The 233-nt window shown below is 54.1% G+C and carries 1 protein-coding gene; it reads left to right on the top strand.

What is annotated here, in order from left to right; all coding sequences use genetic code 11:
* The coding region (locus SB765_RS34000) for a TOPRIM nucleotidyl transferase/hydrolase domain-containing protein (protein ID WP_410933080.1) at positions 1-233 on the top strand (233 nt) is incomplete at both ends.

Below are 233 nucleotides of genomic sequence, written 5' to 3'. Positions count from 1 at the left end.
CAGCTGTTCAGCTTGGCTCACGGGAAGACCAAGCTGCTGAAAAGCGATTACGAGTTCTTGAGACGTTTTATTGATGCCACCAAAGCGAACCTGTTCTTCGCTCGCGGTGTTGCGATCGTAGAGGGGCCAGCAGAATCGCTACTTTTGCCCGCCTTGGCGGCGGCCGCAGGATACTCTTTCAACGAACACGGGATCTCTTGTGTAAACGTCGGCGGGGTTGGGCTTTATCACTA

This window comes from Pseudomonas sp. SIMBA_067, assembly GCF_046534675.1.
GTDB lineage: Bacteria > Pseudomonadota > Gammaproteobacteria > Pseudomonadales > Pseudomonadaceae > Aquipseudomonas > Aquipseudomonas putida.
The sequence above is the reverse complement of the archived record's forward strand: the minus strand, read 5'-3'. Positions and strand labels throughout refer to the sequence as shown.